Annotated in this window: 17 protein-coding genes and 1 tRNA gene; 5 read left to right on the top strand and 13 right to left on the bottom strand. The window is 34.0% G+C overall.

Features of this window, described 5'->3' with window-relative positions:
• Positions 1 to 75: 75 nt before the first annotated feature.
• The 4 genes from ACE01P_RS13540 to ACE01P_RS13525 all read right to left on the bottom strand — a co-directional run bounded on the left by ACE01P_RS13540 (position 76) and on the right by ACE01P_RS13525 (position 6,008).
• Positions 76 to 936: a hypothetical protein gene (locus ACE01P_RS13540; RefSeq protein WP_379698679.1), complete on the bottom strand. Its 861-nt coding sequence runs from the start codon at positions 934 to 936 to the stop codon at positions 76 to 78.
• Positions 937 to 1,062: 126 nt separating this feature from the next.
• A complete protein-coding gene (locus tag ACE01P_RS13535) occupies positions 1,063 to 2,841 on the bottom strand; it encodes an AMP-dependent synthetase/ligase (RefSeq protein WP_379698677.1) in 1,779 nt (592 codons plus the stop codon).
• Positions 2,842 to 3,018: 177 nt separating this feature from the next.
• The gene (locus ACE01P_RS13530; protein ID WP_379698675.1) at positions 3,019 to 3,450 is read right to left on the bottom strand and encodes a hypothetical protein; all 432 of its coding nucleotides are present in this window, start codon (positions 3,448 to 3,450) and stop codon (positions 3,019 to 3,021) included.
• 143 nt (positions 3,451 to 3,593) lie between these two features.
• Positions 3,594 to 6,008, bottom strand: coding sequence for a TonB-dependent receptor domain-containing protein (locus ACE01P_RS13525; RefSeq protein ID WP_379698673.1), 2,415 nt, complete (start codon positions 6,006 to 6,008; stop codon positions 3,594 to 3,596).
• 243 nt (positions 6,009 to 6,251) lie between these two features.
• On the opposite strand from ACE01P_RS13525, the gene ACE01P_RS13520 reads away from it, so the two are divergent.
• Complete coding sequence (locus tag ACE01P_RS13520; RefSeq protein ID WP_308068999.1) at positions 6,252 to 6,536, top strand: hypothetical protein; 285 nt, start codon at positions 6,252 to 6,254, stop codon at positions 6,534 to 6,536.
• A gap of 60 nt (positions 6,537 to 6,596) precedes the next feature.
• Here ACE01P_RS13520 and purL read toward each other — a convergent pair whose 3' ends face one another.
• From purL to ACE01P_RS13505, 3 genes are all read right to left on the bottom strand, one after another.
• Positions 6,597 to 10,250 carry a phosphoribosylformylglycinamidine synthase gene (gene purL / locus ACE01P_RS13515; protein ID WP_379698671.1) on the bottom strand — a complete coding sequence of 1,218 codons (3,654 nt, stop codon included), beginning with the start codon at positions 10,248 to 10,250 and terminating at the stop codon, positions 6,597 to 6,599.
• A 385-nt stretch (positions 10,251 to 10,635) separates the two neighbouring features.
• On the bottom strand, positions 10,636 to 12,480 hold the full coding sequence (locus ACE01P_RS13510; RefSeq protein ID WP_379698669.1) for an endonuclease: 1,845 nt from the start codon (positions 12,478 to 12,480) through the stop codon (positions 10,636 to 10,638).
• Positions 12,481 to 12,787: 307 nt separating this feature from the next.
• On the bottom strand, positions 12,788 to 14,302 hold the full coding sequence (locus ACE01P_RS13505) for a hypothetical protein (RefSeq protein WP_379698667.1): 1,515 nt from the start codon (positions 14,300 to 14,302) through the stop codon (positions 12,788 to 12,790).
• 228 nt (positions 14,303 to 14,530) lie between these two features.
• Between ACE01P_RS13505 and ACE01P_RS13500 the strand changes: the two genes are divergently transcribed.
• The 4 genes from ACE01P_RS13500 (at position 14,531) to ACE01P_RS13485 (ending at position 16,999) form a co-directional block, all read left to right on the top strand.
• Positions 14,531 to 14,962 carry a PaaI family thioesterase gene (locus ACE01P_RS13500; RefSeq protein WP_379698664.1) on the top strand — a complete coding sequence of 144 codons (432 nt, stop codon included), beginning with the start codon at positions 14,531 to 14,533 and terminating at the stop codon, positions 14,960 to 14,962.
• 2 nt (positions 14,963 to 14,964) lie between these two features.
• A complete protein-coding gene (locus ACE01P_RS13495; protein WP_379698661.1) occupies positions 14,965 to 16,032 on the top strand; it encodes a chorismate-binding protein in 1,068 nt (355 codons plus the stop codon).
• A 97-nt stretch (positions 16,033 to 16,129) separates the two neighbouring features.
• Positions 16,130 to 16,846, top strand: coding sequence for a bacillithiol biosynthesis deacetylase BshB1 (bshB1, locus tag ACE01P_RS13490; RefSeq protein ID WP_379698658.1), 717 nt, complete (start codon positions 16,130 to 16,132; stop codon positions 16,844 to 16,846).
• A 79-nt stretch (positions 16,847 to 16,925) separates the two neighbouring features.
• Positions 16,926 to 16,999: transfer RNA gene (locus ACE01P_RS13485), tRNA-His, on the top strand.
• Between the two features lie 223 nt (positions 17,000 to 17,222).
• Here the strand turns inward: ACE01P_RS13485 and ACE01P_RS13480 are convergent.
• From ACE01P_RS13480 to panB, 6 genes are all read right to left on the bottom strand, one after another.
• Positions 17,223 to 18,074, bottom strand: a complete 852-nt coding sequence (locus ACE01P_RS13480) for a neutral zinc metallopeptidase (protein ID WP_379698655.1) — start codon at positions 18,072 to 18,074, stop codon at positions 17,223 to 17,225.
• A 155-nt stretch (positions 18,075 to 18,229) separates the two neighbouring features.
• Entirely contained in the window at positions 18,230 to 22,282 is a 4,053-nt protein-coding gene (locus ACE01P_RS13475) for a PAS domain S-box protein (protein ID WP_379698652.1), read from the bottom strand.
• Positions 22,283 to 22,371: 89 nt separating this feature from the next.
• Complete coding sequence (locus ACE01P_RS13470; protein ID WP_379698650.1) at positions 22,372 to 23,169, bottom strand: hypothetical protein; 798 nt, start codon at positions 23,167 to 23,169, stop codon at positions 22,372 to 22,374.
• Positions 23,170 to 23,289: 120 nt separating this feature from the next.
• Entirely contained in the window at positions 23,290 to 24,618 is a 1,329-nt protein-coding gene (locus ACE01P_RS13465; RefSeq protein WP_379698648.1) for an aldehyde dehydrogenase, read from the bottom strand.
• A gap of 76 nt (positions 24,619 to 24,694) precedes the next feature.
• Positions 24,695 to 25,384, bottom strand: coding sequence for an RluA family pseudouridine synthase (locus ACE01P_RS13460; RefSeq protein ID WP_379698646.1), 690 nt, complete (start codon positions 25,382 to 25,384; stop codon positions 24,695 to 24,697).
• A 118-nt stretch (positions 25,385 to 25,502) separates the two neighbouring features.
• Positions 25,503 to 26,321 (bottom strand): 3-methyl-2-oxobutanoate hydroxymethyltransferase, encoded by an 819-nt coding sequence (gene panB, locus ACE01P_RS13455; protein WP_379698644.1) that lies wholly within the window; start codon positions 26,319 to 26,321, stop codon positions 25,503 to 25,505.
• Positions 26,322 to 26,388: the final 67 nt, after the last annotated feature.

Here is a 26,388-nt window from a genome sequence, read left to right as displayed (position 1 = left end):
TAGAGTTGGATGTTTAAAGTAAAAATACCCGTTTTTTGATAGAAAAAAGGCTTTCTCATTGAGAAAGCCTTTCTGTTAAATATTAGAAGCATCTGTATTTTGAGCTGTTGCTGGCGTTTTTACAAATTTGATATAAATGAGGAGTTCAACAAACGGAATCAAAAGAAAAAACAAGAAAAAAAGCAATTCATGTTTCAGAATTCCATAAAAAATAAAATTCTGAAACGACTGTACTTTTCTCCCCATTTCTGATTGTAAAGAGAGTTCAATTTTATGAGGTTCAATCTGATCTAGTTTTGCCAATGTAGATTTAAATTCGGCATAATCAATATCTTTTACATTTCTCATATCGGCTTTTTTGTCAACAGCTTTCATCAAACCGTATAAACAAGCGCTATAAACATCCGATTCGTATTTTTGAAGCAAGTAGGAAGTCGAAGAATTTTTGAAGTTATCTAAAGTGCTTAAACCGCTATTGTTTTGTTGTATATAAGCACCGAATGCTTTGGTAAGCGATTTACTGGCATCTTCTGAAGAATTTGAGAATATTTGCAAAGCATGCAAAAATTCTTTTTTCTCTTTTTCAGATGAAAATGTGGTTCCAAAGGTGTTAGAATAAATCTTGGCAGCGATGTTCTTATTTTCACTTCGTAAAATAGAATGTGTTCCGTAGAAAAAGCCAATCATGGTCATAAAATATAAAATGACAACTAGGAAATACGGAATCCAGAGTTTGGCAATCCAGTTATAATATTTTTTATCGCGGTAAAAGAATTTTCTTCGATATAAAAAAACATTGAAAATAATGCCTAAAATAATTCCCAGAACAATAAATAAAATAATCCAAAATATAAACCAACCTAAGTTTGGCAAAATAAATTGTTTTGAAAAATCCCAAACTTCTAACCAATTTATGCTGTCGATAAATTCTTTCATTATTTTATTTTTAGTAGATTAAAAGTAATTAAAAAATATTCAGAGGAGAAAAAATATTTATTGAAAACTAAAAAAGGCTATCTCAATGAGACAGCCTTTTTATTTTGGTTATATTATCTTGATTTATTAATTGTTTCCGTAGATTTTAGCATAAAGATCTTTGTAGATCTCTTTAATAATCTTACGTTTTAACTTTAAAGTCGGAGTAAGCTGTCCGCCATCAATTGACCAAACATCAGGAGTCAGTTCAAAACGTTTAATTTGTTCCCAGTGACCAAACTTTTTGTTGATTTCCTCTACTTCATTATCAATACGTTTTATTACTTCTGGATTTGCAGCGATCTCAGCTGTAGAATTTCCTAAAGTAATTTTATGAATTTTTGCCCATTCTTTTACAAATTCAAAATTTGGTTGAATAAACGCAGCTGGCATTTTTTCGCCTTCGCCAATAACCATAATTTGCTCAATAAAACGAGATTGTTTCATCGCATTTTCAATCATTTGCGGAGCGATATATTTACCTCCAGAAGTTTTGAACATTTCTTTTTTACGATCTGTAATTTTCAAGAAACCTTCGCTGTCAATTTCTCCGATATCTCCTGTGTGGAAATAACCGTCTATAATTGCTTCAGCCGTTTTTTCTGGATCTTTGTAGTAACCTAACATTACGTTTGGTCCTTTTAGTAAAATTTCGCCATCTTCAGCAATTTTAACTTCTAGATTTTGAATTGGTTTTCCAACGGTTCCAATTTTGAAACCTCTGTTTCTTTGATCATTAACAGCAATTACAGGAGAAGTTTCAGATAAACCGTAACCTTCCATAACCGGAATTTCTGCAGCAGCAAAAACTCTTGTTAAACGTGGCTGTAAAGCGGCACTTCCAGAAACCATTAAATCTAAATTTCCTCCCAAACCTTCTTTCCATTTGCTGAAAATCAGTTTGCGGGCAATTTTTAATTGGAATTCATACCAAGCACCATTTGCTCCGTATGGTTCGTATCTTAAACCTAAATCAATAGCCCAGAAAAACAGTTTTTTCTTAATTCCTGTTAGTTCTGCACCTTTAGCATAAATTTTATCGTAAACTTTTTCTAAAAGTCTTGGTACAGCTGTAATTACAGTTGGACGGACTTCTTTTAAGTTATCACTGATTTTTTCAATTGATTCTCCAAAATAAACCGAAACACCATAATATTGATAGATGTACAAAATCATTCTTTCAAAAATATGGCAAATAGGCAAGAAGCTCAATGCAGTGCTTTTTCCTGGATCAAAAGGAATTCTTGGCGCGCTGTCCAAAACATTAGAAACAATGTTTTTGTGCGAAAGCATAACCCCTTTCGGCCTTCCTGTTGTTCCAGATGTATAAATGATTGTTGCTAAGTCATCGGTTTTGATACTGTCCTTTCTAGCTTCAACTTCGCTTTGATTGCTTTCGTCTTCGCCAAGAGCAAGAAGGTCTGTCCAGTGTTTGCATCCTGGAATTTCATTAAAAGAAAAAACTTCTTTTAAAGTAGGTACATTCGCTTTAATAGCATTTACTTTCTGTAGTACTTCTTCGTCAGAAACAAAACAGTAAATACTACCGCTATGGTTTAAAATATATTCGTAATCTTCTTCTGCAATGGTTGGATAAATAGGGACATTTTGAGCACCAGTCTGCAAAATTCCAATATCCATAATATTCCATTCCGTACGGTTATTTGAAGTAATTAATGCGATTTTATCATCTTTCTGAACGCCCATACGCAATAATGCTCTCGAAACAGCATTTGCTTTTGCAATATATTCTTGGCTAGATGTTTTTTCCCAGGCTCCATTTTTTTTGGTTGCCAGAGCAACTGGAAGGTTGTAAGTTTCTTGTTGATAATAGGGAAAATCAAAAAGGCGTGTGATTGAAACCATGTTTAATATATTGAATTTTATTGCAAATTAAATAAAATTTGGGTATGATTTTCAGTTTTATAAAATTTAATGGGAAAATTTGTAGAGACTATTAAAAATCAACGAAAACGTTTTCTTTTTCGCTGTGAAATTTCTAAAAAATCAAGAAAAATTTAATTTGAAGGCTCGTTTTGAAATCTATTGAACGTTATAATCCTCGTATACTTTTACTCTTTCGCCCATTAAAAACATTTTTTTCTTGACAAAATGAATAGAGAATTGAGAATAATACCATTCGTTGCTGTCATTTGGTCTGTACCAAAATGTGTAAGAAGCACTATTGAATCCTTCTTTAAAAATAGGAACACCTTCGTCTGTGCATTCAATTCCCCAATTGATTTTTTGTTTGCTTAAATCTTCAGCCTGAATAAAACCTGTTCCGTCTGGATTTAAAACCGTAATAGGTTCTTTCTGGTTTATTGGAGCGTAGGTTCCTTGAACTGGATAACCAATTGTTGTAGTAATATAACGCTCTTTAGAATTATGAGTAATTTGATCAACGTGAACCTGCGAATGTGATTGAAGGGCAGTAAAAAATAGTGTTACCACTAATAAATGTAAAAATTTCATTCTATGTAGGATTAAGTGTTTTTGGGCTTTAAAAATCTGTCGGGCAGATTTCTTTCGGCTAATATAATCCAAATTTTCAATAGAATTATAGCTTAAAAATACAAGAATGAAATTTTTCTTTTTTTATGATTTCAAGTGAGTTTTTACTCTGTTGAAAACTGGTTTTCTAATAATTTTTCTTTAAAATCAGATCTAAATGTATAAGCAAATGTAACCATCAATGCTCTTGTGTCAGATTTTGAGGTTCTGTTGTTTTTAAATAATAAAGTATTGTTTTTATAACCGCTTTCCAAAGTGTTAAACATATCGGTTACAACCAATCCTAATCGGGCATTTCCTTTTCCTAATTTTTGCTGAAATCCCATGTCTACATTGTAAATCGGAATTCTTTTCCCTTGCGGAGTTGCAACTGCAGAATTATAATTTCCAATAAGTTGCAGTTTTCCGCCTTTCCAAGGAATAAAATTATTGATGACTTTTCCGTACCAGCTGAAGGCACTGTTGACAACATTGTCTTCGGTTCCAGGTAAATTGCTTCCGCTAATATTTTGCTGAAACGCCGTCAAGCTGATATTGGCATCATAAAATGAAAATGGTTTAAGACTGAAAACACCTTCAATTCCGTAAGTAACCATATTTCCAATGTTTTGAGGTTGCAATAAAACCGAGCCATCGTCTTGAAGGATAGAATATTGTCTAATGGTATTGTTGGCATTTCTATAAAAAGCATTTCCTGAAAGTGAATATTTATCCCAATCTTTATTATAGTTTAATTCTACGATATGAATGATTTCAGGTTTCAAATACGGATTTCCTCCATGCGGATTTAACGCATCGGTAATATCAACAAACGGATTTAAATCATCTAAATCTGGGCGATTAATACGTTTGCTGTAGACTAATTTTAAAAACTCATCAGATTGCAAATTCAATTGAATAGAAGCAGAAGGGAAAAACTTCAAATAATTATTAGAAAAATTATCGCTTCCATTTTCTGTTTTTCCGTTGTTTGAAACTTGTTCTGCACGAAGTCCCAAATAATATTTCCATTTTTCATTTTCTTTCATTCCAGAATAAGAATTCAGAACTCCATAGAAAGCATTTATTTGTTCGTTAAAATCAAAAATATTGCTCGTAAGCGGATTTATTACATAATCTCCATTAACTAAATCAGCACTTTGAAAATCAGAATTAAAGAATCTAAACGTTCCTTTGTAACCCGTTTCAAATGTTGATTTTTGTGAAATAGGAAAAGTGTAATTCAGAATAGCATTTGAGATATTTTCTTTTGAATAATTATGCGTTCTCTGCCAGAAAGTATCACCAATTGGCGCTCCGTTTTCATTATAATTATTAGTATCGATATCTGTATTTTCTCTGCCAAAATTGAATGAAGTGGTAATATTAGCGTTCAAACTTTTTCGATCATCAGAAAATTTACGGTCATAATTGAAAGCCATTTCAGCAGCTTTTGCTTTTTGTATTTCTAAGGAATGACGCTGATTAGCAGAGAAAAATTGATTTGAACTGTTGAAAATAGTACTGTTTAAAGTTTCGTCATTGTCTTTATTTTCGAGATTTCCCAAAGCTTCAAATGAAAATAAGTTTCTTTCGTTTGGTGAAAAATCAAGATTGAATTTCAAATTCTGCAAACCTTCTGTTCGTTCGTCATGTCTCGTTTGAAGAATAAAATGTTCATCATCAATAAAATAATTGGTTCTTTCGCCTTTTATACTTTTTGTTCTTCCTGCAAAACGATTGTCGTAGGCAAGACCAACATTCCATTTGTCATTTTTATAATTTAAAAGCGCAGAACTGCTTAATCTTCCTTTTGCTCCAAAACCAGCGCCAAGAACCGCGGCTCCATTTATTCCGTTTAGATTATTCTTTTTAAGTTTAATATTGATAATTCCGCTTTCAGCATTAGCATCGTATTTCGCGGTCGGACTTGTAATGATTTCGATACTTTCAATACTGCTTGCCGGAATCTGATTCATATCAGTAATGGCAGAATTTTTTCCATTAATTAAAATTAAAGGTGTTTTTCCTCTTAACGAAATGGCATCATCGGCATCTACTGAAACCGTTGGGATATTCTTTAGCATATCAATTGCAGTTCCTCCAGATTGCGAAATGTTTGAAACCGCATTAAAAACAAAACCTTCAGCCGTTTTCTGAATTTGCTTTTTCTCAGATTTTACGACCACTGTATTTAAAAGATTCGCATCTTCTTGCAACACAATATTATTAAGTGAAATAGGAGAGCCTGTATATTTTACTTTCTGATTGTAAGTTTTAAAACCAATTAGATGAAATTTTAAAATGTATTCTGCCGGATTTATATTCTCAAGAATGAATTTTCCAGTAGAATCAGTTGTAGCATAAGCTACTGTTTTTGTTGTGTCAGTAACAGGTTTTAAAATCACATCGACAAACTCGATTGGATTTTTTCCATCTGATACAGTTCCGTTAATTGAATTTGTTTTTTGGCTAAAAGAATATTGGCTTATAACGAATAAGATAATTGCAGCGAGTAAATTTTGTTTCCATTTTTCCATGAGGCAAAGTTATTTATCCAATCAAAGAATGAATAATAAAGCGCCTTAAGATAGTATTAAATTAAACTTAGGGTAAATTAATTAGTTTAAGAAAGGGAATTAGAACGAAGAAAAAAAGGTGTTTTTCCCCTTTAAAAAACGGGTAAAAGCAGAATAGAATTGATTGAGAAGACCGATAATTTTACCTCTGTAATGCGAAAGCCGAAAAGCAGAAGAGTAGGCACAAATTAAATCTTTAAAATTATGGAAACTGCTTTATTTTTAGCGATGGGATGGTGCGGAACCAAATATCCAGGTTGGTGGAAACGTTTTTGGAAAAACCCGCCGCCACCGCCAGATCCAGAACCATGGTGGACAATTGCATTAATCGGAATTGGTCTTGTAGCAGGAGCTGCAGGCGGATTATTCTTTAGTAATGCTATTTTGGAAAATCAATTTTTTGCAGGTCAAAATGCAGTTGCTTCTGGGCTGTTTGCTTTTGGTGCTTCAAATGTTGTAACTGGAATTGTTTCAACCTTTAGAAATTAAAAAAAATGCCCCGACAAGGATAGCGTCGGGGCATTTTTTTATATAATGGAAACTAAAAAATTAGTTTTTCTCAATCCATTTTCTTGCATTAACAAAAGCTTCATGCCAAGGCGAAACCTCGTCATTTCTGTCTTTTGGATAATGCGCCCAGTTCCATTGGAAAGTCGAACGCTCAATGTGAGGCATCATAACCAAGTGTCTTCCAGTTTTGTCACACATCATAGCTGTGTTGTAATCAGAACCGTTCGGGTTTGCAGGATATCCTTCGTAAGCATATTTAGAAACAATGTTGTATTGATCTTCAGCGTAAGGCAATTTGAATTTTCCTTCTCCGTGAGAAACCCAAACTCCTAAAGTGCTTCCTGCCAAAGTAGATAACATAACCGAATTGTTTTCCTGAACTTTTACAGAAGTAAAGATACTTTCGTGTTTGTTACTTTCGTTATGGTGCATTTTTCCGTGAACTTCGTGCTCTGGATTAATAACTTCCAATTCCATAAACAATTGGCAACCGTTGCAGATTCCAACAGATAAAGTGTCTTCTCTTTTAAAGAAGTTTTTCAATGCTGTATTTGCTTTTTCGTTGTATTTGAAAGCTCCAGCCCAACCTTTAGCAGAACCTAAAACGTCAGAGTTAGAGAATCCACCAACTGCTCCAATGAACTGAATATCTTCAAGCGTTTCACGTCCAGAAATTAAATCGGTCATGTGAACATCTTTTACGTCAAATCCAGCCAAGTACATTGCATTTGCCATTTCGCGTTCAGAATTACTTCCTTTTTCACGGATAATCGCTGCTTTTGGTCTTGGTTTTGAGTTGTCGATTTCTGGTTTCTTTCCTGTAAAATGAGTTGGGAAAGTATAATTTAAAACTTGATTTTTATAATTTTCGAAACGTGCTTTTGCAGTTCCATTTTTAGATTGTTTTTGATCTAATAAATAAGAAGTTTCGAACCAAACATCTCTGTAAGTTGGAATATCTAAATTCCAATTTCCTACTTCTAAAGTTGCAGTTTCTTGAACAGAACCTAATTTAAAGAATTCGATGTTATTAGAGTTTAATTTAGCTTCAACAGCTGAATCCGATTTTGCTTGGAATACGATTCCGATGTTTTCTGCAAAAAGGATTTTCAATAAGTCTTTTTCCGCGAAAGCGCTGAAATCAATTTTAGCTCCAAGATTTACATCAGCAAAACACATTTCTAATAAAGTAGTGATTAAACCACCGCTTCCGATATCGTGACCCGCTAAAATTTGGCTTTCGCCGATTAATTCCTGAACCGTATTAAATGCATTTTTGAAGAAAGCCGAATCTTTAATTGTAGAAGTTTCGTTTCCGATTGTATTTCTGATTTGTGCGAAAGACGAACCTCCTAATTTGAAATCATCTTGAGACAAATTGATATAATAAATTGATTCTCCGTTTTTCTGTAAAACAGGCTCAACTACTTTTTTAATATCTGTACAGTTTCCAGCAGTAGAAATAATAACCGTTCCCGGAGCAATTACTTCATCGTTTGGATATTTTTGTTTCATTGAAAGTGAATCTTTTCCTGTCGGAATATTGATTCCTAATTCAATTGCAAATTCTGAACATCCTGCAACAGCAGCGTATAAACGAGCGTCTTCACCTTCGTTTTTACAAGCCCACATCCAGTTTGCAGATAATGAAACTCCTTTTAAACCATTAATAATTGGAGCCCAAACTAAGTTTGATAATGATTCTGCAATTGCATTTCTAGATCCCGCAACAGGATCGATCAAAGCAGCAATAGGAGCGTGCCCGATAGAAGTTGCGATTCCTTCTTTTCCTAAATAATCCAATGCCATTACACCAACATTATTCAATGGCAATTGTAATGGACCTGCATTTTGCTGTTTAGCCACTTTTCCTCCAACGCAACGGTCAACTTTGTTTGTCAACCAGTCTTTTGAAGCAACAGCTTCTAAACGTAAAACGTCTTTTAAGTAGCTTTCAAAATCTGCTGCATTGTAAGCAACGTCAGCATATTTTCTGTCTACTTTTTTATCGGTCATGATTGTTTTTGGAGAACTTCCAAAGAAATCTTCCAAAGCATAATCCATTGGTTTAGAACCGTTAGTTTTTGATTCGAAAGTAAAACGGTGATCTCCTGTTACATCTCCAACTTCATACATTGGAGAACGCTCTCTGTCAGCGATTCTTTGTAATGTATCGATATCTTTTTGACCAATAACCAATCCCATTCTTTCTTGAGATTCGTTACCAATAATTTCTTTTGCAGAAAGAGTAGGATCTCCAACAGGCAATTTGTCTAAATCGATCAAACCTCCAGTTTCTTCCACTAATTCAGAAAGACAGTTTAAGTGCCCGCCCGCACCGTGGTCGTGAATAGAAACAATTGGGTTATTGTCGCTTTCTACTAATCCACGGATGGCATTTGCAGCACGCTTTTGCATTTCTGGATTTGAACGCTGAATCGCATTCAACTCAATTCCTGAACCGAAAGCTCCTGTATCTGCAGAAGAAACTGCAGCACCACCCATTCCAATTCTATAATTTTCTCCACCAAGAATAACGATTTTATCGCCTTCTTGTGGTTTCTTTTTAATTGATTGATCTAATTTTCCGTAACCAATTCCACCCGCTTGCATGATCACTTTATCGTAACCAATTTTTCTGTTTTCTTCTTCATGTTCGAAAGTTAAAACAGAACCTGTAATAAGCGGCTGACCGAATTTATTTCCGAAATCAGAAGCTCCGTTTGAAGCTTTAATCAAAATATCCATTGGAGTTTGGTACAACCATTTTCTTTCTTCCACTGCATTTTCCCATTTTCTGTCGTTATTTAAACGAGAATATGAAGTCATGTAAACAGCAGTTCCAGCCAATGGCAATGAACCTTGTCCCCCTGCTAAACGGTCACGGATTTCTCCTCCAGATCCAGTTGCAGCACCGTTGAAAGGCTCAACGGTTGTTGGGAAATTGTGTGTTTCGGCTTTTAAAGAGATAACCGAATCGAATTCTTTTATTTCGTAAAAATCAGGTTTATCAGCCGATTTTGGTGCAAATTGCTGCACTTTTGGTCCTTTTACAAAAGCAACGTTGTCTTTGTAAGCAGAAACAATATCGTTAGGATTTTCCTGAGATGTTTTTTTGATTAATTTGAAAAGAGAAGTTTCTTTTTCTTCACCATCGATAACAAAAGTTCCGTTGAAAATTTTGTGACGGCAGTGCTCTGAATTCGCTTGTGAGAAAGCAAAAATCTCAGAGTCAGTTAACTTTCTTCCAAGTTTAGTCGAAAGATTGTTTAAGTATTCAACTTCTTCTTCGCTTAAAGCTAAACCTTCAACTTTGTTGTAAGTTGCAATATCATCAATTTCCAAAATTGGTTCTGGCTGAATGTTGATAGTGAAGATTTCTTGATCTAATTCGTTGAATTTTTGGAAAAGCATCGGATCAAAATCATTGAAATCTTCCGTTGCAGGATGAAATTCTTCGATTCTGATAATACCTGAAACACCCATATTTTGAGTAATTTCTACAGCATTTGTACTCCAAGGTGTAATCATTGTAGCGCGCGGACCAACGAAGTAACCAGGCAATGCTGATTTTTCGATTTTACTCGCGTCGGCAAAAAGCCAATTTAATTTTGAAATGTCTTGAGCTGAAATTTCGTTTTGCGTTTGTACGGCAAAAACAGTTTTGCTTTGGTTTTCAAAGAAATGGATCATTTGTGTAGTTTGTTGTATTGAGCTGCAAATTTAATGTAAATAAATAGTAAGCGCAAATTTGAAAACGATCTCTTTTCAAAAAAAATGAAATTGCTTTTTTCTTGCATTTTTTCTACCAAAAAGACGCAATATCAAGAGGTTTCGATGTTTTGTAAAAATTAAAGATTTATTAAAATCCCTTCTTTGATATGTTCTGTAATATTAAAGTTTTAGAAAGAAAATAATCCAAAAGAAAACGGCACAATTTTGATGTTTTTTAAGGAATAAATCTGCAAAATTTATGAAGCTTTAGAATAAGAGAAAAATAAGTTTTAAAGAAAATTCTTTCTAAGGTTATAAAAAAAGCGGCAAATTGCCGCTTTTTCGATTGATGAAAACCTAATTTTTAATTAATAATGACCTTTTTGAATGCTGTTTTTTCTCCTTTTATAATTTTAATAATGTAGATTCCTGTTGAAAGATTGTGCACAGAAACTTCTGCTGAAGTTGTGTTTTGTTTTTCGAAAACTTTTTGTCCAGAAAACGAGAAAATTTCAATTGAATAAGGACCATCTACAATTCCTGGTTGAATATCGAAATTTCCTTTAGAAGGATTTGGGTAAATTGAAATTTGATCTGTAATAATTTCTTCTTCAATTTCGGCAGTTTGAACCATTTTACTGGCTAAGTTGTTGCAGGTATCTTGAGAATACGAATCCCATTGCGCGCTCAAATTGAAAGTTGTGCTTGGAGAAGTTACAGTCGATTTTCTTCTTAAAGTAACATCGATAGCAAAATTGGCTGTTCCGCCGTTGAAAGTTCCGATGATGTCGATTAATACTCCATTTTTGAATAAACCTACAGCATCATTTCCGTTAAAAGTCAGTTCGGTTGCTGTTGTCGAAATGTTGGCTGCACTTGTAGAAAAACAGCTTGACGACATTGAACTATTCACAATTACAAATTTGCTTCCTGTCGTTAATGTGCCGCTCAAAGCCAATCCTGTGCTCCAAGAACCTGCGCCGTTTGTTTGTTTTTTAATGGTGTAAGCGGATAGATTTATAGAACTTCCAGTATTGTTGGCAATTTCTAAAGCTTTGTTATTTCCTGAACCTTCAATGTATTCAGAGAAAAGAAGGTCGGTTGCAGTTCCAGTTCCGTTACTGTCTGTGGTAACGCTTATTGTGTTGCTTGACGCAGAAGGGTTTCCAGCAGCATCTTTTGCTTTTACATAAATGGAATAAACGGTAGAGGCTGTTAAACCTGTAATTGTTGCTGTAGTTCCCGAAACAGTTGTTTTTAAAGCGCTATTTGCATAAATCTCATATCCTGTTACAGCAACATTATCGGTAGAAGCTGTCCAGCTAAGCGAAATTGAAGTAGCGGTTTTTGCTGTCGAAGCTAAACTTGTTGGTGCTGTCGGCGCTTGTGTATCTCCAGAAGATGTTCCTCCCCAAATTTGGTTAACATATTCAGGATGATCGATAAAAGGATTTCTATTATTTTGGCGTGCATAAATAGCATTATTTCGAGCAATTTCTCTCGCGCTCACAGGATCTTGCGCATGCCAAGCCAAAAGCATATTTAAGAAAGCTGTTGTGAAAACTTGATTGCTTGAACCATTAAACATTGGAAAAGAATATCCTGCAACTGTGTTTTCGTATCGTGTTGCAAAATAGAAATACATTCTGGCAATATCTCCTTTGAAAGCATTTATAGGCTCGAAAACCGTCCCCGAATATCCCGAAACTGCACTTGATCCTAATTTGCTTCCGTTTTGTGAAGTATAGGTCGCCGAACTAACATTTCCGTGCGGATAGTTGGAACGCATTCCGTTTACTTTTCCATCCGTTGGTGTAATAAAGTGGGCATCTGCAACCATTGGCGATTGTTCATTAAAAACCGATTGTGGAATAATATGTTCTCTATTGTAGCAATCGCCTTCAACAGAATAATTTCCACATCTCTGAGTAGTTCCCGTTGTATAATTGTATGGGTCTGTTCCAGAAGGATTCTCAGAATACATGTCTAAAATAGTTCCGTCATTTTCATAGAAATTATCAACGTCAGAAGTCAGATAAGTTGTGTAAAGTCCGGCATAACCGTTGTTGGTATGGCCTTTAATGATATTATACAATTGTGTTTTTAAAGTATAACCCGTTCCAGTTGCAGTGCTGTAATATCCAGAAGGAATTTGAGCAAAACCAATTGTGGCAAACATCAATAACAGTAAAAAGTAGTTTTTTTTCATAATCAATAGTTTTTAAGATTTGGTTTGGAATTGAATTTTAAACTTTTTAAATGATTGAATTTTAGAAAGTTAAAATTGTATTGTAACAAATCTACTACTTTTATGAATTGAAAATGTTAAGTGATGTTTAATTTTAGATATATTTTCTTACGAGGTTTTTTGTTGCCACGAAGACACTAAGGCGCGAAGTTATTTCGGCAGATTAGATTTTCGTTCCAATATTCCGTAGAGACGCACTGCTGTGCGTCTCTACGGATATGCTTTGTGAAATAAAAACCTTCGTGCCTTAGTGTCTTCGTGGCAAAAACTACTTTTTAGGAAAATCTTGACTTTGGTAAGCGCCCAAATCTGGTGGCGATGTTCTCGTAATTCCTAAAATATCAGTTGAAATCATAAAGTTTGGATTTCCTTTCGCGAAAGCGGAAGAGGTTTTATCGATATTTAATTTATTCTGAGATACATTATAAAACTTTGGGTTTTCGTTTAAAATAATGTTCGTATAATGTTCTGTATCAGTTTTGAATTGATAATTAGGATTTGTAGTTGAACTGCTAAATTTTAATAAACAATTGTTCAATTGATAGACAAATGCCGCTTTTGAATTTTTGTCTAAATTGAATTCGTTTGTAGATGAACCATAAATAATACAATTATTAAAAATCGCATTTGTTAAAGGATTGGCTTCTGGAGTTGCTCCGGCTAAAGAGTTGCTCAAACTTACCGCAACTTGAGAACTGCTTGACCAATTGTTATTAAATGTGCAATGCGTAAAGTTGTAATTTCCGCCATAAACGCAAGATAAAGCAGCGATACCAGCATAATTTATTGCAATATTGCTCGCAATGACATGAGTGTCTTGAGCTAAAATTCCGTATTCGGCGCAATTGTAAATTTGGGTATTTTTAAGTTCGAATGTATTATAAGGACTTTGCAAATCTAAACCAATGACTGCATTTTTCAGAGTCAAATGATTGATAGTATGATTGGCGCTTCCGTTTGAAAAAATAACAGATTTCCATTGTCCAGGAATATCAGCATAAAGAGATTCTAAACGATCACCTTCAAAAATTACTTCTTTTTCTAATTTATCGGTTGTCGAAGTTGTTCCTTTAATTTGTAGCGAAGCATTATCGCCAACATATAATCCAGAATTGGCATGAAAATGAACTCTGGCGCCAGCTTCAAAAATTACGGTTTTGAACTCAGGAACTCCCGCGTAACCGTATATAACGTATGGTTTTTCGTTGGTAAAAAGGAGTTCATTTCCGTTTGCAGGATCACTTTCGCTTAAATAAAATCCGTCAACATCTTTTCCGTTGATTTTAATTTTTTCTTTGGTTCCGTCAGCATTTTGGTTCGGATATAAAAACACAGCATCTTGAATTAAAGTAACCAAAGCAACTTCTTGCAAATTGGCTCCACTGTCAAACTGAATTTCATCAGTATATAAAAAATCATCAGGATTTGCGTCTGTAATATCTGCCGTTGTTTCTATAAAAATGTACAGACTATCTTTCGCTAAAAGCGTAACATCTTTAAAAATTTTTCCATTGTTGCCGCTCATTCCGTCAACGGTCATTCTGTACTTAGAATTCAAGCCATTTTTAAATTGCACAATCGGAATCGAAATGTCATTTTTACTTTGGTTGTAAACTTTCAGCTGGTAAGTGCTCGAGCCAATATTCTTAAAAACAGTATCTAGATAAACGGTGTCTTTTGAGAACTTTAAATTTCCAGAACTGGCAACAGTATCAAAGTCAGTTCGGCAAGAACTGAAAGCTATAATTATTCCGAAAATGAAAAGTAAAAAGTATTGACGCATTTGAATGTTTTTTGTCACAAATTAAGTGCTTTTTTGCCACGAATTACGCTAATTTCCCGAATTTAATTAGTGCAAATTCGTGGCAAAAAAGTTCAATCAAAGATTTTGATTGTTTTTGTAAAAATAACAAAAAACCTACATGTTTGAAGTTGAATTTTAAATTTTAGAATCTGATTTTAGATTTATGTCTTATCTTTCTTTAATTTTACGATTTTAAAGTTTATTTTAATGAATTATACAAAAGAGCAGATTTTAGCGCGCTGTAATGAGTTTACTAAAAACACGTTGATGGAAACGCTAAAAATAGAATATATCGACGCCGGAGAAGATTTTTTAACTGCAAAAATGCCTGTAAATCCAAGTGTTCACCAGCCAATGGGGTTATTGCATGGAGGCGCTTCTGTTGCTTTGGCAGAAAGTGTCGGAAGTGCAGCTTCTTTCTTTTTTATTAATCCGAAAGAGCAGGAGGTAAGAGGCATCGAAATTTCGGCAAATCATCTAAAAAGTATTCGTGAAGGTTATGTTTTCGGAACAGCCAGAATCATTCACAAAGGAAGAAGTCTTCATCTTTGGGAAATTAAAATTACCGATGAAGAAGGGAATTTGGTTTCGCTTTGCAAATTGACGAATATGGTTTTGGATAGAAAGAAAAGCGAATAAACATGAATTCATTTTTCTTAAAAATTAAAAATCATAAAGAACAAAATTTACCCTTTGTACTTTATTCTAAACCCAATACAGAAAGCTATGTTGGGATTTTACAAAAAAACAATACGTTGCACAAGGTTTCTGATTACAGCGAAAAAGGATTTGTTTTTGCTTCTTTTGATGAAAAACAATTAATCCTGATTCCAGAAAACGAATCTGAAATTATTACTGTCGATAAAGAAACAACTTCATTTGAACCAATCGAAATTGACGATTTAAATTTTGATCCTGAAGCGAAGTTTCAATATGAATATTTAGTGGCGCAAGGAATTCAAGCCATTAAAAATGAAGAATTCAAAAAAGTAGTTTTATCTCGAAGCGAAGAAGTTCCTTTATCTCAATTTGATTTTGTTGAAACTTTTCAGCACTTGGTTCAATTATATCCTGCAACTTTCTGCTATTGTTTCTTTCATCCTAAAATCGGCCTTTGGATGGGAGCGACGCCAGAAAAATTGCTAAAAGCAAACGGAAATGCTTTTGAAACAATGGCTTTAGCGGGAACGCAAAAAGACAATCAGGAAACTGAAATTGTTTGGCAGCAAAAAGAAAAAGACGAACAGCAATTTGTAACTGATTTTATTGTGAAAAGACTTCGAGAATTTACAGCTTCGGTTGTAGTTTCTGAACCTTACAGTTTAAAAGCAGGATCGATTTGGCATATTAAAACAGATATTTCGGGAGTTTTAAAAGATAATTCGACTTTAGAAGAAGTAATTGATACGTTACATCCAACGCCAGCAGTTTGCGGACTTCCAAAAAAGAAATCAAAGACATTTATAATCGAAAATGAAAATTACGATAGAACTTTCTACACGGGTTTTTTAGGAGAATTAAACAGCACATTTACAGGAAACAATTCGAGTTCTGATTTATTTGTAAATTTACGTTGCATGCAGATTCAGGAAGATAAAGCGATTTTATACATGGGCTGCGGTATTACAAAAGAAAGCATTCCAGAAAAAGAATGGGAAGAAAGCGTCAATAAATCGATGACGATGAAAAGAGTATTGAAAACAAAATGAGAATAAAGTTCTCAGTCTCAGTCACAGTATTCAGTTTTTACTCTGACTAAAGAAGATACTGTGACTGTGACTGAAAACTGTGACTAAAATAAAAACAATGAAACTAGACATATTAGCATTCGGTGCGCATCCAGACGATGTAGAATTAGGTTGTGCAGGAACAATTTTAAAAGAAGTTTCCCTTGGGAAAAAAGTAGGTATTGTAGATTTGACGCGTGGCGAATTAGGAACGCGTGGTACAGCAGAAACGAGAGATCAAGAAGCAAAAGATGCGGCGAAGATTTTAGGGGTTCTTGTGCGTGAAAATTTAGCAATGCGCGATGGATTTTTCGTTAATGACGAAAAACATCAATTAGAAGTCATTAAAATGATCAGAAAATATAAACCTGAGATTGTCTTGTGCAATGCGGTTGACGATCGTCATATCGATCACGGCAAAGGAAGCAAATTAGTTTCTGACGCTTGTTTTCTTTCAGGTTTAATGAAAATTGAAACTATTGTTGATGGAGTGCAACAAGAAGCTTGGAGACCTAAAGTAGTTTACCATTATATTCAGTGGAAAAACTTAGAACCAGATTTCGTTGTAGACATTACAGGATTCGAAGAAAAGAAGATTGAAGCTATTATGGCCTATAAAACTCAATTTTACGATCCAAATTCGAAAGAACCTGCAACGCCAATTACGAGTAAAAACTTTTTTGAAAGCCTAAATTATCGTGCGCAAGACTTAGGAAGACTAGTTGGAAGAGATTTTGCAGAAGGATTTACAGTTGAAAGATGTTTGGCAGTCAGTAGCTTAGAAGATTTGATTTAATTTTTATGAAAATTTTTCATTTTTTTCTTTGTAGAACTCAACCTTTGTTCTATATTTGCACTCGCTAAGCAGAAAAATGGTGGTTGTAGCTCAGCTGGTTAGAGTAGCGGTTTGTGGTGCCGCGGGTCGCCGGTTCGAACCCGGTCAGCCACCCAGATAGAAAGCCTTGAAGAAATTCAAGGCTTTTTTTGTGCTTATATGTTTCTGAACCATATAAGTTCATTTTAGATATAAGTCTTCACAATCTTGTCATTCCGAAGAAGGAGGAATGACAAACAAAACATAAATCACTTAAATGAATTTATTAGTTTAAACAAAAAAAAGCACAACTGGTAGAGTTGTGCTTTTCTGGTTGGTAATTATTTGGTTTTATGTATTATCTAATTTCTTCAAATGTAGTGCCTTGTGTTATATCTCCGGTTTTAAACCCTTTTTTAAACCAATACATTCTCTGCTCTGATGTTCCGTGAGTGAAAGAATCTGGAATAACGTGTCCTTGCATTTTGCTTTGAATAGCATCGTCTCCAACAGCATTAGCTGCACTTAAAGCCTCGTCTATATCTCCAACTTCAAGGTCTTTTTGGTTATCGTGCGCCCAAACTCCAGCATAAAAATCAGCTTGTAGTTCTAATGCTACCGATAATTTATTAGCTTCGGCGTCGCTTTTCCCTTGCTGCATCTGACGCATTTTAGAAGACGTTCCCATTAAAGTTTGAATGTGATGACCAATTTCGTGCGCAATAACGTATGCAATCGCAAAATCGCCTCCTTTTGCGCCAAATTTGGTTTTCAATTCTTCAAAGAAAGCTAAATCCATATATACTTTTCGGTCACCTGGACAATAAAAAGGGCCTGAAGCAGATGATGCACCTCCGCAAGCAGTTTGTACTGAGCCTTTGAAAAGAACTAATTTTGGTTTTTCGTAAGTCATTCGGTGCTCTGCGAAAATCTTAGTCCATGTGTCTTCATTGTAAGCCAGCATAGTTTTGACAAAAGCCCCCATTTCTTCATCTTCTTTGCTTAAAGGAGCCGCAGCTTCGGTTTGTTGTTGCCCGCCTTGCATTTGTTCTAAAATTGGCGCTATTTGCTGGCCAGTTTCACCACCAAAAACATTAAGAAGTAAAATAATGATTCCGATAACTCCACCGCCGACTAGTGCTTTGCCACCGCCAGAAATTGATCTTCTGTCTTCTACATTGTCACTTTGTCTTCTGCCTTGCCATTTCATATTGAATTGTTTTTAAGCTTGTTATTTTAAAACGTTATACGAATTTATAGATTTTTTATGATAAATTTTAGAATCGGCATATTAAGTTTTCAGTCTCGGTCTCGGTTTTCAGTTAAAGTTGCGACTGCAAATGAAAACTGCGACTGAAAGCTAAATTATCCGAGCCATTTTACTAAGGCTTCTTCGACACTTCCTTTCATAATTGGTTTAGAAATATAATCGTCCATTCCAGCAGAAATACATTTATTTCGTTCTTCTTTTTCAGCGCCAGCGGTAACAGCTATTATAGGAACATCGCGACCTTTTTTGGTATTTCTAATTGCTTTTGCAGTTTCGTAACCATTCATAATTGGCATTTGAATGTCCATGAAAATAATGGTCGGATTGATTTCTTCAAATCGTTGAAGGGCTTCATAACCATTTTCACATTCGAAAATAAAAGCATTATTGTATAGATTTTTTATAATCGTTTTAAGAAGAAGCATGTTTACTTTGTTGTCTTCTACAATTAAAAAAGTAATATTGTTGTCGTTTGTTTCAATCTCCTCAGAATCTAAGTCGATATTTAAACTTTTGAGTTCGGCATTGTACTTGTCATTAATGCTTTGATTGCTTGTTTTTAAATTTAAATCAAAGAAAAAAGTGCTTCCTTCGTCAATTTTGCTTTCTAGCTGTAAACGGCTTTCCATTAGCGCAAGCAATTGGTTGGATATGGTTAAACCTAATCCCGTTCCTCCAAATTTTCTTGTTGTAGAACTGTCTTCCTGTAAAAAGGCTTTGAAAATTTTCTTCTGATTTTTTTCAAGAATACCAATTCCGGTATCGATTACAGCAAAACGAATAAGACAGTTATTGCCGTGTTTTTTTTCTAAAACCGAAACATTTAATTTGATAGAACCTTGAGTTGTAAATTTAACTGCGTTTGAAAGCAGATTGATCAAAATCTGTTTGATTCGAACAATATCTGTCCAGATATATTTAGGCACATCAGGATCGATATTCAGTTCAAGTTCTAGATTTTTTTTGTTAGACTCGTAAATAATTAGGTCAAAAACTTGTCCTAAGATTTTTTTAATATCGTATAAGTCAATAAAAAGTTCCAGTTTTCCCGCCTCAATTTTTGAGAAATCCAGAATGTCATTTATAATTTCAAGAAGAGAATGGGCCGATTGATTAATCGTGGTCATGTATTTTTCTTGAATTTCTTCCAAATCAGTTTTCATTAATAAGTGTGTAAAACCAATAATTCCGTTTAGAGGAGTTCTGATTTCGTGAGACATATTAGCCAAAAAGTCAGATTTTGATTTGTTTGCCGCTTCAGCCAGCTGCTTAGCTTTTATAGCGTCTTCTGTTTCTTTTTTGCTTGTAATATCAAAATAAATTCCGCCAACAAATTCAATTTCATCATCTCGCTTAATCACATCTCCAAATTCTTCTATCCAGATAAACTCGCCACTTTTGCGCTGAATGCGATATACATTATGCAAAGGCATTCCATTTTGCAGATTATCGATTTGATTGTTGATTACTTCATCTTTATCATCAGGATGAATTAACGAAAGAAACGATAAATTATTTTCAATAAATTCGGATTTTGAATATCCAGTAAGATTTAAAACTTCATCATTTAAGAATATTTTGGTCGAAAAAGCATCAAATTTTGACAAATAAACCGTTCCGGGAATGTTGTTTGCAATCAATTTGAATTTTTCTTCACTTTCAATAATTTTAGTTTCGTTTCGGTTTCTTTCTAATGCAGAAGAAATATTATTCGCCAATACCTGAAAGATATTAATTTCATCTTCAGACCATTTTCTTTCTGCTGTACAATCGTCAAAACCAATAAAACCAGTAAAAATATCGTTAATGTAAAGCGGTAAAATTAAAATTGATTGAATTTCATTATCAATCAGAAGTTTTTTAAAAAAACCTTCATTAAGGTTTCGAGTTAATGTGTTTAGGATTTTTCTCTGCGATGCAACATCATAAATTTCTTGAAGATTTTCTTCTGTCATATGGCGCAAAGGCGTAATCTGGTGGGTAACGCCTTCGCGTGACCATTTGTATTTTTGGCAAACAGTATTGTAAATAGCATCTTTTTCGTAGTAATACATATGGTCTACTTTGGCTGCTTTTCCAATAATGTTGTAAGTTTCCTGAAACATTTGATGAGTAGTTTTACTCAACAGGAATTTTTCGGTGCATAAAGAAAGCGCAGACAAAAGCTGACTTTTAAGCTCTAATTTTCGTTCTGCCTCTAAACGCATTTGGGAAGAAATTGCAAGAGAAATTACATCTGAGATAGTTCTCGCATAATTGATGTCCTCATTGTCCCAATCGCGTTTTTGTTCTGTACTTTCAAAACAAGCTACACCCGCTAATTGACCTGTGAGGAAAATAGGCACATCTAGCATTGACTTAATATTGTTTTTGGTAAAGTAAAGCTTTTGAAATTCAGATGTTTCCAGCTTATTGAAAACGTCTGGAGCATTAATAATTGCTTTATTGTTTAACGTTTCAAAATAAATAGGATACGATTCTTTGTTTAAAATATTTTTATCGCTTAAACTTTGATTGTCAAGGCTAAAAAGGTTTTTGCAAGTAATTAAATCATTATCATATTTCCAGAAACTTACACGATTGGTATTGCTTATCGAAGCAGCTTCTTTCAATATTAAATCAATAACGGTATTTAAGTCGTCGTACTTGCTAAAGTCTGTTGTAGATAATTTTTTAGTCGAATTATTGTAGGCTTCAATTTTTTTGAGACGTCTTTTTTTCTCGTTTTCAATGTTTTTTTTCTCTGTAACATCTCTTGCAATTCCAGAGAATCCGGTTGTTAAGCCTAATTCATTTTTACGAACAATGATTTTTTGTGACATCCATATTTCTTCTCCATTTTTCTTCAAAATAGGGATTTCAATAATCGGATAATTGCTTTCGTTTAGCACTAAATTTTCGTAAAAATCGACTGCACTATTGATATAACTTTCATGTATGAAATTTGAATAGTGTTTTCTAATTATTTCATTTTCAGTATAGCCGAGAGTAATAATTCCAAATTCATTTATAAAAGTGAAATGGCCTTCAGCATCAATTTCAAAAATAATATCGGTGGCTGTTTGGATTAGATTTTTGTATTGATCCTGAACGATAATTTGTTCTGTAACATCTTGTCCGATACTTATAATTAAATTGTCAGAGAACTTTTTATCTTTCCATTGAATGTATTTGTATTCGCCATTTTCGGCTTTTAATTTTCTAATGTAAAGCTTGTTTTCCTGACTTTTAGTAGGATCTAATTTTTCATCTGATTCTGAATCCTGAGTCAATTCCCAAAATTTTAAACCCATAACTTCATCAGGCTGATAGCCTAAGATTGGAGTTATGGTTTCGCTGCAAAAGAGTATTTCGCCTTTTTGATTGGAAGCAATTGTAAGCGAATTTCCTTTATGGACGATTTCGTTTGCAAACCTGAAATTGTCACGATTGTTTAATAAAACGGCATATTTTACCTGATTTATAATGAAAATCAGAATGCAGAAATTAAGCAATAAAATAGAAGATTTTATCGGAATGAGTTGAAACGCTAATGTGGCAATTAGAAACGTAAACGTCAAAGCAACAAAAGACCAATAAATTTTTATGGGTTTAAGGATGTTGTATGAGAAGAAAAATGAAATCAGGAAAACGATGATCGGAACAACATCATTTCTTAAGATGACAATATTATAAGCAACATAACTGATGTAAATGAAGAAACAAGAAATGAAAATCTGTTGGATTTGATCTCTTAACCATTTGATTTTATCAGTTATCGTATAAATAATAAGAACAAAAACACCGATTAAAACATTGGTGACCAATAGACTTTTCGGTCTGATTTTGAAGATTTCATTTATAATTTCGATAACAATTACTGCAATGCCAAAAAACAAAATGTAAAGCTGGTACTCTCTGCTGACAGTATCTTGTTCTTTCTTTTTTTCGATAAAATATCCAATTTTAGCTTTGATTCTGAAAAATTGGTAAATCAAAAGCGAAAGAAAGGCAAAGAGCGATAAAGCTAAAACAACAAGTTTATGATTGTTGTAGTAAATGATATCAGAATTAAATACATACCACCCGGTCATAATCGATTCGAAGGTACTCCCAATAGTGGAAATGCCTGAAATCACCGAATTGAAAAAACTACAGTTTGCGGCCATAGAATTTGGGGTATGTTGGTTTAGTAAATAGCGTTTTGAAAATTCTTAACAAGAAGTGGTTAAGTTCTTGAAGAATAAGAATTTTCGATTTAATCTACATCGTATTTTCCAATTGAATCAATTGAATCTTCTTCCTCAGATTGTGTTCCTAAAATGGCAAAATAAGTAGCATAAATCATCGAGCTGTTAAAAACAACAGTAAAAATTATTCCGACGCAACAGCCAATAAAACCAACCATTGAGCCTAGAAAACCTATGATGAAAAATGCAAAAATATTAAGCGGATTTTTTGTAACGATGAGAATGCTAGATTTTATAGCATCTACAGCACTAAGGTTTCCGAAAACAATTAACGGAATCGATAGATACATGAAGAAAGAAATGGTAAACGAAATTATATTTCCAACAAACAAGATTCCTGAACTTTCAATCAAATTACCTAAAGCCGTTCCTAACAAAGCAGGAATGAAAGCGGCAACAAAAATTTGTCCGAAATATGGAGCTTTGTAATAGCTGAAAATAGTTGAAACATTAAATTCAACATCTTTGTCTGCAGAATCTGCCATTTTTAGAAAGCCAGCACCAAAAGGAGCCGTAATTCCTGCAACTAGAGAAACTGCAACGGTTTGAATTACCAGCTGAATAGAAGTGAATTGTTGGCTTTCTAAATTTTGAATGAAATCTTTTGATATTGCTTCAGCTCCAAAATAGGCAATCATTACACCCATAAAAGCAACTGCAGCAATTATCGAAAATACTAAAATGATAAGCCCAGAGTAAAGAGCTATTTTTTTATAGTTTTCGAAAGCGTGATTAAAAACTGTAGCAAAATCAAGGGAATAGCCATTTTTTTTAATGTCCTCAATTTGGTTAAGTGTAGATTTCATTTTTATGTAAAATTGTTTTATAGACTTGTAATATTTCAAAGGTATCTTGACGTAAATATAATATATTTAATCAATTCCTTATAAAAATCTACAAAACATTACGAAATGTTTTTAACTGATTTATAGCCAGTCTAAAATTCGTTTTATGGGACCCAATTTATCTTTGTAAGGAGCGTAGCGCATAGGTAAATCAAGCCAATTTCCTTTTTTGACAATTGCTTTATGATGAGAAAATGCGTCGAAGCTTCGTTTGCCATGATAAGCACCAATTCCACTGTGCCCGACACCGCCAAAAGGCAGTCTATTGTTCGAAAAATGGACAACTGTATCGTTGATGCATCCGCCTCCGAATGAGTATTTTGAAATTAATTTCTTTGCAAATGAATTATTTTCGCTAAAAATGTAAAATGAAAGAGGTTTCTCATAACGGCTCACAACCTTTTCGATGTCATTTTCATTTTCATAAACAAGAATTGGAAGAATAGGACCGAAGATTTCTTCTTTCATAACGGCGCTGTCCAAATCTGGTTCTTCAAGAAGAGTAGGAGCAATATAAAGTTTGTTCGCATCACTTTCTCCGCCAAATAAAACATGCTCGCCTTGAATCATGTTGGTTAATCGATACCAGTTTTTTGTGTTTATAATTCTCGCAAAATCAGGAGATTTGTCTATTTTCTTTCCGTAAGCTTTTATGATTTCTTCAATCATATAAGAAATGAAATTGACCTTCATATTTTTCTGAATCAGAATATAATCGGGTGCAATGCAAGTTTGCCCAGCGTTGATGAATTTTCCCCAGACAATTCGTTTGGCAGCGAGTTTTAAATTGGCTGTTTCATCAATAATGCATGGATTTTTTCCGCCTAATTCGAGCGTTACAGGAGTTAAATTTTCTGCAGCAGCTTTTGCCACAATTTTACCGACAGCAACACTTCCTGTAAAAAAGATATAATCCCAGCGTTGCGTCAATAATTTATTAGACACATCAACGCCGCCTTCAAAAACTTCTACATGATTGATATGAAATGTTTTTTCTATAATTTTTGCAATTATGGCTGATGTATGAGGCGTAAGTTCAGATGGTTTTAAAACCACTCGGTTTCCCGCAGCGACCGCCGCAACTAGAGGACATAAAGCAAGTTGAAAAGGGTAATTCCAAGGAGCAATGATTAATACATCGCCATAAGGTTCTTTGTAAATATAATCAGAAGAGGGAAAATTAAGCAGAGATGGAAAAACACGTTTTGGTTTCGCCCATTTATTAAGGTTTTTGATAACGTCCTTAAGTTCCGAAATGACATAATTGGTTTCGGTCAAAACAGCTTCGAACTCCGGTTTTTTAAAGTCATCATATAAAGCTTTTACGATTAAATCTTCGCTTTTTTGAATATTATACAACAACTTTTTTAGGGTTTCCTTTCGATATCCGATGTCGCTTTTAAAGTCCATTTTTCGATTAGCTTGTTTTTTTCTCCCTGCAAGTTAATCGATAAAATTTAAAAAATTAACAATTAAATCATAAAAATCATACAGCATTCCAAATAGGATCGTCTGGAGTAGGGGCAATAATTGTGATATTCTCTTTTGAAACAGGGTGAACAAAAGTTAGTTTTCGAGCATGAAGATGAATTCCTCCATCAGGATTGCTTCGGTCTGCACCATATTTTAAATCCCCTTTAATTGGCGATCCGATTGCGCTTAACTGCGCACGAATTTGATGATGACGACCTGTATGCAAATTGATTTCCAAGGCAGTATAATTTTGGAGTTCTTGGATTATGGTATAATCTAAACTCGCTAATTTGCTGTCAGGAACTTCTTTTAAATGCGCTTTCGAAGTATTGTTTTTTTCGTTTCTTTTTAAATAATGAACCAATTTAGCTTTTGCTTCTTTCGGTTTATTTTTGACAACAGCCCAATATGTTTTTTTAGTTTCACGATTGCTAAACAATTCATTCATACGCGATAAAGCCTTGCTAGTTCGTGCGAAAACTACAATTCCTGTTGTAGGCCGATCCAAACGATGAATAACACCCAAGAAAACATCGCCAGGTTTGTTGTATTTGGCTTTAATATATTCTTTCACAACATCAGACAAAGGTTTGTCACCAGTTTTATCTCCCTGCACAATATCGCCAACACGTTTATTGATCACAATAATGTGATTGTCTTCGTGTAAAACTTGTAAATTGTCTTTAGTAGAAATAATTTTCATAATGAGAATTTCGAATTATATGGAGAGATATTTAAAAAAGAGACCTCCAGCTTTAGCTGGAGGCAATAGATATTTTTAACCTTTGAACCTTTGTTCCTCTGTGTCTTTGAACCTTAGATTAATATTGTTCATTAGCATTAGGGAAATCACTAGACTTAACATCTGCAGCATATTGGCCGATTGCTTTAGTCATTTCATCATAAAGATTTAAGTAACGACGTAAGAAACGCGGACTGAATTCATTATTCATTCCTAACATATCGTGAATTACAAGAACTTGACCGTCAACACCGCCACCAGCACCAATTCCGATTACAGGAATAGAAATGCTTTCTGCTACTTTTTTAGCAAGATCTGCTGGAATTTTTTCCAAAACAACAGCAAAACAACCTACTTTTTCTAACATTTGAGCATCTTCAATTAGTTTTTCAGCCTCTTCTTCTTCTTTTGCACGAACACTGTACGTTCCGAATTTATAGATAGATTGAGGAGTTAAACCTAAGTGCCCCATTACTGGAATTCCAGCGTTTAATATTTTTTTGATTGATTCTTTAATTTCTTTTCCGCCTTCTAATTTTACGGCGTGAGCACCACTTTCTTTCATTATTCTGATAGCAGAACGTAAAGCCTCTTTTGGATCAGATTGGTAACTTCCAAAAGGTAAGTCAACTACAACTAAACCTCTTTCTACAGCGCGAACTACAGAAGAAGCGTGATAAATCATCTGATCTAAAGTAATTGGCAAAGTCGTTTCGTGACCAGCCATTACATTTGATGCCGAATCACCAACTAAAATTACGTCAACACCTGCAGTGTCAACAATTTTCGCCATTGTGTAATCGTAAGCTGTTAGCATAGAGATTTTTTCTCCGTTGCTTTTCATTTCAATTAATGACTTTGTTGTGATTCTTTTATAATCTTTTTTTGCTACTGACATTTTTGTGTTTTTTTGATATTGTAAAAGTATTGAATAATTGTAAAAAGGGAATTAGCAATTATAGAAT

This window comes from Flavobacterium sp. HJSW_4 (assembly GCF_042436695.1).
Classification (GTDB): domain Bacteria; phylum Bacteroidota; class Bacteroidia; order Flavobacteriales; family Flavobacteriaceae; genus Flavobacterium.
Note: the sequence above shows the minus strand (reverse complement) of the source record. Positions and strands in the feature narration are given on the sequence as shown.

Bases quoted from the DNA above. Each gene is read 5' to 3' on its own strand.
- ACE01P_RS13540 (WP_379698679.1), bottom strand. From the start codon at position 936: ATGAAAGAATTTATCGACAGCATAAATTGGTTAGAAGTTTGGGATTTT.
- ACE01P_RS13535 (WP_379698677.1), bottom strand. From the start codon at position 2,841: ATGGTTTCAATCACACGCCTTTTTGATTTTCCCTATTATCAACAAGAA.
- ACE01P_RS13530 (WP_379698675.1), bottom strand. From the start codon at position 3,450: ATGAAATTTTTACATTTATTAGTGGTAACACTATTTTTTACTGCCCTT.
- ACE01P_RS13525 (WP_379698673.1), bottom strand. From the start codon at position 6,008: ATGGAAAAATGGAAACAAAATTTACTCGCTGCAATTATCTTATTCGTT.
- ACE01P_RS13520 (WP_308068999.1), top strand. From the start codon at position 6,252: ATGGAAACTGCTTTATTTTTAGCGATGGGATGGTGCGGAACCAAATAT.
- purL (WP_379698671.1), bottom strand. From the start codon at position 10,250: ATGATCCATTTCTTTGAAAACCAAAGCAAAACTGTTTTTGCCGTACAA.
- ACE01P_RS13510 (WP_379698669.1), bottom strand. From the start codon at position 12,480: ATGAAAAAAAACTACTTTTTACTGTTATTGATGTTTGCCACAATTGGT.
- ACE01P_RS13505 (WP_379698667.1), bottom strand. From the start codon at position 14,302: ATGCGTCAATACTTTTTACTTTTCATTTTCGGAATAATTATAGCTTTC.
- ACE01P_RS13500 (WP_379698664.1), top strand. From the start codon at position 14,531: ATGAATTATACAAAAGAGCAGATTTTAGCGCGCTGTAATGAGTTTACT.
- ACE01P_RS13495 (WP_379698661.1), top strand. From the start codon at position 14,965: ATGAATTCATTTTTCTTAAAAATTAAAAATCATAAAGAACAAAATTTA.
- bshB1 (WP_379698658.1), top strand. From the start codon at position 16,130: ATGAAACTAGACATATTAGCATTCGGTGCGCATCCAGACGATGTAGAA.
- ACE01P_RS13480 (WP_379698655.1), bottom strand. From the start codon at position 18,074: ATGAAATGGCAAGGCAGAAGACAAAGTGACAATGTAGAAGACAGAAGA.
- ACE01P_RS13475 (WP_379698652.1), bottom strand. From the start codon at position 22,282: ATGGCCGCAAACTGTAGTTTTTTCAATTCGGTGATTTCAGGCATTTCC.
- ACE01P_RS13470 (WP_379698650.1), bottom strand. From the start codon at position 23,169: ATGAAATCTACACTTAACCAAATTGAGGACATTAAAAAAAATGGCTAT.
- ACE01P_RS13465 (WP_379698648.1), bottom strand. From the start codon at position 24,618: ATGGACTTTAAAAGCGACATCGGATATCGAAAGGAAACCCTAAAAAAG.
- ACE01P_RS13460 (WP_379698646.1), bottom strand. From the start codon at position 25,384: ATGAAAATTATTTCTACTAAAGACAATTTACAAGTTTTACACGAAGAC.
- panB (WP_379698644.1), bottom strand. From the start codon at position 26,321: ATGTCAGTAGCAAAAAAAGATTATAAAAGAATCACAACAAAGTCATTA.